Source organism: Desulfobacterales bacterium, from assembly GCA_021647905.1.
In the GTDB taxonomy this organism is placed as follows: domain Bacteria; phylum Desulfobacterota; class Desulfobulbia; order Desulfobulbales; family BM004; genus JAKITW01.
Genome location: JAKITW010000093.1, coordinates 1 through 9,615 on the forward strand (window position 1 = coordinate 1; position 9,615 = coordinate 9,615).

Below are 9,615 nucleotides of genomic sequence, written 5' to 3' on the forward strand. Positions count from 1 at the left end.
GCCGAAGTTGTTTCAAATTCCGCTTTTGCCGTCACGGCCGCGGCTCAGGGTCCGCTACACCGTTCGCTATAAGAAAACCCCTTTCCCGGTCCAACCTCAAACGTACGGGGTTTACCGAAACCTTACCAACAAGAAAAAAGGACATGAAACTGAACACCGTCGGCATCAAGGACATCAGGTACCCGGTCAAGGTCCGGGAAAAGTCAGGGGGGCTCCAGGAAACCGTGGCCAGCATCAACCTGCATGCAAAGATGCCCAGCCGTTACCGCGGTACCTGCGTCTCCACCTTTATCTCGGTGTTGAACAAGTATCAGGACGATATGAACGTGGACATCCTCCGGTCGCTGCTGTCGGAGGTCAAGGCCGAACTCCAGGCCGAGGCGGCCCATATCGAGATGACCTTCCCTTATTTCATTGAAAAAAAGGCCCCGGTCTCCATGACCCCGAGCCTGATGGAGTATACCTGCCGCTTCACCGGGATGCTCGGCCGGGACGAGGATTTCATCCTGTCGGTCTGGGTGCCGGCCACCACCCTCTGCCCCTGCTCCAAGGAAATCAGCGAAATCGGGGCCCACAACCAGCGGGCCGAGATCAACCTCAACGTCAAGTTCAGCGGATTCGTCTGGGTGGAGGACCTGATCGCCATGGTGGAATCCGGGGCCTCCAGCGAGGTGTTTGCCCTGCTCAAGCGACCGGATGAAAAATACGTTACCGAACAGGCATACCATAACCCGATGTTTGTCGAGGACGTGGTCCGCAAGGTGGCGGAACTGGGCCGGGACCACCCTGATATCCGCTGGTTTTCAGTGGGGGTGGAGAGCTTTGAATCGATCCACAAGCACAGCGCCTATGCCTACATCGACAGCGACGAGTTGTAATACAAGTACCGCGCCGCGGGTCATGAACAACGCCCCCGCCTTCCTGTTCAGCGCTCCCATAAAATCTGGTTGGCCTCCAGCGGGACCTTTGCATCCGGATGAAAGGGAACGACCCGGACCGTATAATCGGTTGCCGGCCGTTGGCCCCTGACCGTATGGGTATACATATAACCGTGCACAGCCCCGGTAAGGGGTTTGACCTTTGTCATCGGATAGATTTCAGCCCCATCTTCTCCCTGGGAATCCGCGTATAGTTCGACCTGTACCGCCTCCGGGTCGAGATCGTCAAGATAGACCTGGATGGTGAAGGTGGTGTCCTTGTCAACGGTCCTGCTTTCCAGGCGGCCGAAATGAATGCGGGACCAGTGCTGCTCAAGCGATGTTTTCCAGAGATTGATCTCCCGGGCGATCGTGGCGTCGGTGGTGCGCAGATTAACCGCGGCAGCCATTTCGAGATAATACTTTTCCGTATACTCCCGCACCATTCGATTAGCGGAAAAACGGGGGGTCAACCCGGCCATGCTGTGCCGCATGAGCTGCACCCAGCGTTTCGGGATCCCCCTGGCGTTACGTTGATAAAAGGCGGGAATAATCTCATTCTCCAGCAGGGCATACAGGTCATGAGCCTCTTTAGCGTCCCAGGCCGGATCATTATCATGCAGACCCCCGTCCCCCAATGACCAGCCCACCTCCGGGTTCCACGCCTCGGCCCACCAGCCGTCCAGTTCCGAGACGTTCAGGCCGCCGTTGACCAGTACCTTCATGCCGCTGGTGCCACAGGCCTCCCAGGGACGACGCGGGGTATTGATCCAGAGATCAACGCCCTGCACCAGGTGTTCCGCAACCAGCAGATCGTGGTCAACCAGGAAAACAACTCGCTGTTCCAGGTTAAACTCACGGATAAAACCGATCCAGGCATGGATCATCGCCTGTCCTTCATGGTCCTGCGGATGGGCCTTGCCGGCCAGGACCAGCTGTACCGGTCGGTCGCTGTCAACGAGCAGGCGCGCCAACCGTCGGGGTTCGTGCAGCAACAGATCAGGACGTTTGTATGAGGTAAAGCGGCGGGCAAAACCAAGGGTCAGAACATTCGGATCAAAAATCGTTTCCACTGCCGGCGGTCGAGGGAGCGCCGGACCGTGTAAATCCTGTTGCCGGGCCAGTCGCCGGCGCAACCAGGTGATCATGCCCAGACGGTTCCGGGTCCGCATTTCCCATAACCGCGCCTCAGGAACTTCCATGATCGCCGTTTCAAGGTCCTGCAGGTCCCCGCGCCAACGTTCCTTGCCGCAGGTCCCGGTCCACAGACGGTCGGATTCCCGGGAGTCCCAGCTCGGCACATGCACGCCGTTGGTAACATGGCCGACCGGCACTTCCCCGGTCGGCCAGCGTTGAAAGAGCGGTTGAAATATACCGCGGCTGACCCGGCCGTGCAGTTGGCTGACCCCGTTGACCGCGCCGCAACCATGCATGGCCAGCCAGGCCATATGAAAGGGTTCTTCGCTGTCTCTTCCCCGGGTGCCGGTTCGTCCCATGGCCAGCAGGTCATTGAACCGAATCCCGAGGTCTGCGGCATACTCGCCCAGGTATTGTTCGAACAACCAGGGAACAAAACGGTCAAAGCCGGCTTCCACCGGGGTATGGGTGGTAAACAGGTTGCCGGCCCGGGTGGCGGTCAAGGCCACGTCAAAGGGAACCTGGTGTTGGATCATGAAGAAACGGGCCCGTTCCAGAACGACAAGGGCCGCGTGCCCCTCGTTGAGATGACAGATTTCCGGGGTGATCCGCAGGGCCTGCAGGACACGGTAGCCGCCGATCCCCAGCACGATCTCCTGCTGCAGCCGCATTTCATCATTGCCGCCATAGAGTTCGCTGGTGATCCCCCGGTCGGCCGGACTGTTGAGCGGGTCGTTGCTGTCCAGGAGATAGAGGACAACCCGGCCCACCACTACCTGCCAGATACGCAGCCGCAGTATCCGGCCGGGTAACTCCACTTCCACGAAGAGCCATTCGCCCTCATGGTTACGTACCGGCCGGATGGGCAGTTCAGTGGGATCGTTGTAAGGGAAGAAGGCCAGTTGGTTGCCCTGGGCGTCCAGCCCCTGGCGAAAATATCCCTGCTGGTATAACAGACCGATACCGATGACGGGTATGCCGAGTTCACTGCTGGCCTTGAGATAATCAGCGGCCAGCACCCCGAGCCCGCCGGAGTAGATGGGCAGTGACTCGTCCAGGCCGAACTCCATGCTGAAATAGGCAATTGCGGACAAATCCGTCTTCGGCCGGGTCTGCTGGAACCAGGCCGGCCGTTGGTGGGCGGCACACTGTTCCCGGCGCAGTTTTCGCAGCAGGTCCGTAAAATCAGGGTCCGCGGCCAAGCGGAGCAGATATTTTCTACTGACCACCTGGAGAATAAGCCAGGGATTACGGGTAGTACTCCAGAGTTCGGGGTCGATCCGTTGCCACAGTTCATCCGCCGCATGGCACCAGGACCAGCGCAGGTCAAGGGCGAGTTCCTGCAGTTCGGCCAGTTCTTCCGGAAGATCGGCCGACGCCATGCTGTATGAGATCGTCATGAAAAGACTCCCCTGTCCCGCGGTTCACCGGTCAATCGTCCGCCGCTCCGGGCGGGACAACATAGGCGCCGGTTCCGGCATAGTGGGCCGCGGGCCCCAACTCCTCCTCGATCCGCAGCAACTGGTTGTATTTTTCCACCCGTTCACCCCGGGCCGGGGCCCCGGTCTTGAGGTGACCGGTATCCAGGGCCACGGTCATGTCGGCGATGAAACTGTCCACTGTTTCCCCGGAGCGATGCGAGACAAAGGCGCCCCAGCCGTGGTCACGCGCCATCCGGGTGGCGGCGATCGTCTCGGTCAGGGTGCCGATCTGGTTGAGCTTGATCAACACCGCGTTGGCCGCCCCCTCCTTGATGCCGCGGGCAATCAAATTCACATTGGTGCAGAACAGATCATCGCCGACCAGTTCCATGCGGCGGCCCAGCCGGCGCATGAGTATTTTCCAACCGTCCCAGTCATCCTGGGCCATCCCGTCTTCCAGCAGAACCAGCGGATAGGTATCTGCCAGTTTCTGGTAATAGGCGGCCATTGCCTCGGAGTCCAGCCTTGTCTCCTCGCTGCGCAGATGGTAGCGGCCGTCTTCGTGGAACTCGCTGGCCGCCGGATCGCAGGCAATGCCCACATCCCGGCCGGGCTTCAGGCCGGCGGCGGTAATCGCGGTGGTAATTAATTCAAAGGGCTCTTCATTGGAACGGACGTGGGGGGCAAAACCGCCCTCATCGCCCACCCCGACCGACAGGCCTTTTTTTTCAAGTATTGCCTGCAGGGCGTGGTATACCTCGCTTCCCCACTCAAGGGCCTGACGGAAACTGGAGGCGCCATAGGGCGCGATCATGTATTCCTGGAAATCAGCCCCCTGCCAGTGGGCATGGACACCGCCATTCAGGATGTTCATGTGGGGCACCGGCAAACGGGTCGCCCCTGGACCGCCGAGGTACTGAAACAATCGCAGCCCGCTGGCCCGGGCCGCGGACCGGGCCACGGCCAGTGACACCCCGAGCATGGCGTTGGCGCCCAGTCGAGCCTTGTTGGGGGTGCCGTCCAGCGTTATCATGACCTGATCGATCCGGGCCTGGCCGCGGACATCCATGCCCCGGATCTGTGGCGCTATTTTCTCGTTGACATTGGCCACGGCCTGCAACACCCCCTTGCCGCGAAACCGTTTAAGGTCGCCGTCGCGCAACTCCACGGCCTCACGGCTGCCGGTCGAGGCCCCGGAGGGCACGGCGGCCCGGGCCCGGGTTCCATCCCCAAGTTCACAATCCACCTCCACGGTCGGATTTCCACGGGAATCAAGAATTTCACGGGCCGTAATTGATTGAATGGCGAATCTGTTCTTCATCCTGTCCTCCCTTTTTTTGTGTCCCATGTCCCGGCCAGGGGTTTGCTTCAGCAATCATCGGGTGGTCTGCCAATGGAAAATTGTAACCGTTCAATACCATGGCCGGGCCATATTTGTCGGTCTCGCAACAACCTGCGAGACGGACGTGTATCATGTTGTAACTTATTGATTTTATTGGATGGCATTTGAAGCCTTTCGGGTTGTTACGAGGTCATCATATTTGCCCAGCCACAACGAAACAATGAAAGGCGTCACTCCGGCGGCCGGCACAGTGCTTGGTGACGACCTTCATATAAACAAGATCTCCATACTACACCTATCCGGCTCCACCCGAAAGCCCGATCCCGTGGATATCCATCCCTTACAGGCCAAAAAGGGTCTCGCCATGGTTGAGCGGCACCAGGCGATCCAGGAGACCCTGTTTCTCCAGCTCCCGGCGAACCTCGATCAACGGCAGATGAACGGGTTCGTCCCCCAGACGATATGATCCCCAGTGAACAATGAGCAGGCGTTCCGCGCCCAGTTCCTTAAAGGCTTGAACCGCCTCGGCCGGGTTCATGTGCGTGGGACCCATGAGCCAGCGGGGCTCATAGGCGCCAAGGTTGATAATCGCAAGGTCAATGGGAAATTGTTCGCCGATCTCACGGAAGCCATCAAAATAACCGGTATCTCCTGAAACATAAATCACCGGCCCGGTGGCGGTCTTGATCAGATAGGAACCCCATAACGACCGGTCGGGACCGGTCAGGGGATTACGCATGGTCCAGTGGTTGCAGGGCAGCAGCGTGATTTCCCGGTCCCCCTCTTCAAAAGTATCAAACCAATCCATCCGGATACGTTGTTTCATCTCAAGTTCATTAAAAGTTTCATCGTAGCCCAGCGGCGTGATCAGGTGGGTTTCTCTTGGCAATGAATTAAGTGTCGGTATATCCAGGTGGTCGTAATGACCATGGGTAATCAGAAGATGGTGTGGCCGGGGCATTTCCCCGATGTCAAAGGCCAGCGGGGTAAAATCCTTGATAAACCGGGAGGGGCTGAAAAAGGCGGGATCCACCAGGAGATATTTATCCTGGTCCTTGATCATTACGCTGGCATGCTTGAGAAAGGTGACGGAAAGCCCATTGTTTTGCCTTACAGGCTCCCAGTCTATGGAAACGGGAACAACGCGCTCGTCAGCGTACAGGGCCTTGAACCGGTTTCTGGAAAACAGTTTCCATTTTATCACCGGCCACGGGCTTCCCTGGGCCACCCCGGAGAAGGGGTTGCGGAACCGGCCGTTCGCATGATGAAGTTTTGCAAGGGCGATCTCCCTGAGGCTGAGCCCTTGGGTCTGGACAGGGGTAGAGTCCCCCCTTGCAGAGGCATGGGCGGACTTGATAAAGGACAACGGCAAACGACTTGACATGGCAGCCATTCTGCTCCGGCCGGGAAGTTTCCCAACAAGGCATGCCGGCCCCCCCCGGCGCCGGACATCCCGTTACAGGGAGATTTTTTTTCAACCTAACCGTTCACCAGGACTACAGATTTACGGAAACCACCGGCCGGTAAGCGTTTACCAGCACCCTGCTCCAAGGCGTACGGATCCAGCTACCTGCTTGCGGCTTTTACGTGCAGGGGCACCTCAACGACCTCGCCCCGGTTGATTTTAAAGGCCCGGACCGGCACCACCCCGGCCATCAGGCTGACGATAACATAAACCATGTCAGGATCATGGGCCAGGCGGATGTCCTCTACAGAAGGCCGGGCCGGGGTCTCGGGATGGCTGTGGTACAGCGCCGCCACCTGCAAACCCTCTTCCCGCATCCGGCGGATGGCGGCAAATTGTTCCGCCGGATCCGCGCTGTAGTGATCAGGGGCGGCATCTATATTGGTCAACTCGAAATGACGGACCACCACCCCGTCCCTGGCAGCCAGGTAGCCACAGGCCTCATTGGGCTCCTCCCGCCGGCCGTGCGCCAGCATGGCGGCCAGAATTCTTTCTTCAATCCGTAAAATCATCGCTGCAATCCTTGATGAACCCGTAACAACCCGAAATGCTTCAAATGCCACCGAATAAAATCAACAAGTTACAACATGACACACGTCCGTCTCGCGGGTTGTTGCGAGACTGACAATCCTTGGAACATGGACCTGAATCCGGGCCAGCAGCCGGTAAGGTTTCGGTAAACCCCGTACGTTTGAGGTTGGACCGGGAAAGGGGTTTTCTTATAGCGAACGGTGTAGCGGACCCTGAGCCGCGGCCGTGACGGCAAAAACGGAATTTGAAACAACTTCGGCATGATATGCTTATGGCTTCCGAATCGCCGTTGCGGCGAAGCGAGTTGCTGCTTGATAGCCTGTTTATGAACAGCCGGCCCTTCTCAATGGAGCGGCCGTTGGTAGAAGAAAACCCCTTTCCCGATAGGAGGGGGTTTACTGAATGTTTACGGCAGCCGGAAGGCGGTGCCGACTTCCGGCCGGGCCGATCGCCTCAGCCGGAGGTGGCGCCACCAGACTTTTTCCCGGCGGTCCGGCGGTTCTGCTCGGCAAACAACTCATCCAGATGGGTGCGGGCCATCTCCATGTAAGGCTCCATACTCAGAGCGATCTTGAAGTTGTGGATCGCCTCGTCAATACGGCCGAGCTTGCGCAGGTTGACCCCGAGGTTGAAAAAATCAATGGCCTGGGAGGGATCCACTTCAATACTGCGGGAAAAATGGCTGACCGCGGTTTCATATTCATCCAGTTTATAATGACAGAATCCCATCAGGTTGTGCAGGTCCTGCCGCTCCTCATCCTGTTCAAGACCCAGGCGCAGGACCCTGATCGCCTCCTGGTACTGGCCCATGTCTTTCAGACTCTCCCCCATGAAGGCATAAATGTAGGGAAGATCCTCGGCCTCGGGGTTCAGTTTCAGGGATTGATTGAAGTGAGCCATGGCCTCCTGGAAGCGATTTGCCGCCGCCTTTTTCTTGCCCAGGTAAAACTCGATAAAATAGGCCTGGGGCAGAATCGCGCTCATTTTATTGAGCTGCTCAATCTGGGCGTCTGGGTCGCTGATCTGCTCGTGGGCAAGCTTGGCAGCGAACAGTCCGGCGTTTCTGCTCATGGAACGCTCCCGGAAATGGGCTCCGGGCACAATGGTGTAGATCGCCGGAATCTGCAGCTCATTGTGCGCCACATTGACCAGGAATACCTCCATGCCCAGCCTGGCCAGGGCCGCCAGACAGCGATCAATCTCCACCTTCATGTTGTTGTCGCCGAGATCGGGCAGGTCGCTTAACTTTACACTCTGACCGGGGTTGACAATGTAATCCACCTCATCCAGGGACAGGGGCTTGGGCAGGCCGCTGGCCTCGTAGTTGGACTTGGTGTGAAAATCCCCGGACATCTGGGCCACTTCGGTCAGGGCCCTGATCAGGGCCTTGTTGGGTTCCGGGGTGGTACCGGCGGTATAGACTATCTCGCTGGTTTCCGGAAAGGTGGATGGATCAATGGCCATCGCGCTGACTGTGGGAATACCGGTATCCAGGGTGAAGTCGTTGAGATAAACCTGGATCCCGTGGCGGGTGAATTTCCGCAGCAGCTCGGCCGCCACCGGATCGGTAATTGAATCAGGATCGATCCGCGGGGCCTTGATCCGCTGGCGGGTCACCAGGGCGGAGACGTGGCGCTCGACGATCTCACAGAGCCCCTGCAGAATCGCCTCCTCGTATGAGTTACCGGCCGAGGGGCCGTTGAACTCATTGATTGCATAGAACCAGGAAAAGGGAACCAGGACCATCTCGCCCCGGTTGAGGCTGGTGGCCCAGGCCCACTGGCTGGGGATGTCCGCGATCAGCCGGGCTAATGTTTCCTCTGAAGTGGTTTCATCGTGTACTGACTGGAGCAGGTAGTTGAGCGGCAGCAGGGGCAGACCCTCGGCCTTGAGTTCGGCATGGGTGGCCCGGATGAAGTTGGCCGGATTCTGCTTGAATCTGAAAAAACTGAACCGCTCGACCAGTTCCATACAGGCGCTGGCCTGGGACTGGGCCGGGGTGCAGCCCTTGCCCAACTGCTTCTTGTTGCGGATGACCTCATAGGCTTCCCTGCCGCAAATACTGAAGTAGACCGGGATATCCAGCCGGCCGCTGTCGACCCGTTGCACACCATTCAGGATATCAAGCTTGACCTCGGCCAGTTTCTGTTTGAGCCTGGCAATGGTCTCCTCCGGGGTGCAGACCTTGTCCTGGTCATAGGTATAATGTTTGAAACAATCCCCATGAATGATCGGGGCGGGGATGGCCGGGCGCCGGGTTGTTTTGTTCATGATCCTTTTTGCATGAAAGTCGTCACCAGGCGCTGGCCTTGCCATGCCGGAGTGAGGTCCTTCATTGTTTCGTCGTGGCCGGGCAAATGTGGTCCAGCCATGCTGGGTTGTCTGTTGCGGTGATCAGTAAAACAGGTTGCGCTGTCAGGTGTTGCCAGTGGATGCAGAACATGTCCAAACCATTTTCCTTTGTCAAGTGTTTTATGATACAAGGTGGTATAAAGTGCTGTTGCCGGACAATGGCCCGGTTCCTGGCCGGGCTGTCAGGGATTACCGTTCGGCCGGCACGACTTTCAAATAGTAAGGTTTCGGTAAACCCCGTACGTTTGAGGTTGGACCGGGAAAGGGGTTTTCTTATACCGAACGGTGTAGCGGACCCTGAGCCGCGGCCGTGACGGCAAAAACGGAATTTGAAACAACTTCGGCAGGATATGCTTATGGGTTCCGAATCGCCGTTGCGGCGAAGCGAGTTCCTGCTTGATAGCCTGTTTATGAACAGCCGGCCCTTCTCAATGGAGCGGCCGTTGGTAG

At 58.1% G+C, this 9,615-nt stretch carries 7 protein-coding genes; 2 read left to right on the forward strand and 5 right to left on the reverse strand.

Features of this window, described 5'->3' with window-relative positions; translation table 11 throughout:
* Positions 1-143 precede the first annotated feature (143 nt).
* Positions 144-878, forward strand: coding sequence for a GTP cyclohydrolase FolE2 (folE2, locus tag L3J03_11490; GenBank protein ID MCF6291602.1), 735 nt, complete (start codon positions 144-146; stop codon positions 876-878).
* Between the two features lie 47 nt (positions 879-925).
* Here folE2 and glgP read toward each other — a convergent pair whose 3' ends face one another.
* The 4 genes from glgP to L3J03_11510 form a co-directional block, all read right to left on the reverse strand.
* Positions 926-3,454: an alpha-glucan family phosphorylase gene (gene glgP / locus L3J03_11495; protein ID MCF6291603.1), complete on the reverse strand. Its 2,529-nt coding sequence runs from the start codon at positions 3,452-3,454 to the stop codon at positions 926-928.
* Between the two features lie 31 nt (positions 3,455-3,485).
* Positions 3,486-4,796 (reverse strand): phosphopyruvate hydratase, encoded by a 1,311-nt coding sequence (eno, locus tag L3J03_11500; GenBank protein MCF6291604.1) that lies wholly within the window; start codon positions 4,794-4,796, stop codon positions 3,486-3,488.
* Positions 4,797-5,157: 361 nt separating this feature from the next.
* Complete coding sequence (locus L3J03_11505) at positions 5,158-6,201, reverse strand: MBL fold metallo-hydrolase (GenBank protein ID MCF6291605.1); 1,044 nt, start codon at positions 6,199-6,201, stop codon at positions 5,158-5,160.
* 182 nt (positions 6,202-6,383) lie between these two features.
* A complete protein-coding gene (locus tag L3J03_11510) occupies positions 6,384-6,794 on the reverse strand; it encodes a M67 family metallopeptidase (GenBank protein ID MCF6291606.1) in 411 nt (136 codons plus the stop codon).
* A 290-nt stretch (positions 6,795-7,084) separates the two neighbouring features.
* Between L3J03_11510 and L3J03_11515 the strand changes: the two genes are divergently transcribed.
* The gene (locus tag L3J03_11515) at positions 7,085-7,363 is read left to right on the forward strand and encodes a hypothetical protein (GenBank protein ID MCF6291607.1); all 279 of its coding nucleotides are present in this window, start codon (positions 7,085-7,087) and stop codon (positions 7,361-7,363) included.
* On the opposite strand, the gene L3J03_11520 is transcribed toward L3J03_11515, so the two are convergent.
* On the reverse strand, positions 7,267-9,084 hold the full coding sequence (locus L3J03_11520) for a YcaO-like family protein (GenBank protein MCF6291608.1): 1,818 nt from the start codon (positions 9,082-9,084) through the stop codon (positions 7,267-7,269). The two genes, L3J03_11515 and L3J03_11520, sit on opposite strands and share 97 nt — an antisense overlap.
* Positions 9,085-9,615: the final 531 nt, after the last annotated feature.

Coding starts and splice junctions, on each gene's coding strand:
- folE2 (MCF6291602.1), top strand. CDS start 144: ATGAAACTGAACACCGTCGGCATCAAGGACATCAGGTACCCGGTCAAG.
- L3J03_11510 (MCF6291606.1), bottom strand. CDS start 6,794: ATGATTTTACGGATTGAAGAAAGAATTCTGGCCGCCATGCTGGCGCAC.
- L3J03_11520 (MCF6291608.1), bottom strand. CDS start 9,084: ATGAACAAAACAACCCGGCGCCCGGCCATCCCCGCCCCGATCATTCAT.
- L3J03_11505 (MCF6291605.1), bottom strand. CDS start 6,201: ATGTCAAGTCGTTTGCCGTTGTCCTTTATCAAGTCCGCCCATGCCTCT.
- glgP (MCF6291603.1), bottom strand. CDS start 3,454: ATGACGATCTCATACAGCATGGCGTCGGCCGATCTTCCGGAAGAACTG.
- L3J03_11515 (MCF6291607.1), top strand. CDS start 7,085: ATGGCTTCCGAATCGCCGTTGCGGCGAAGCGAGTTGCTGCTTGATAGC.
- eno (MCF6291604.1), bottom strand. CDS start 4,796: ATGAAGAACAGATTCGCCATTCAATCAATTACGGCCCGTGAAATTCTT.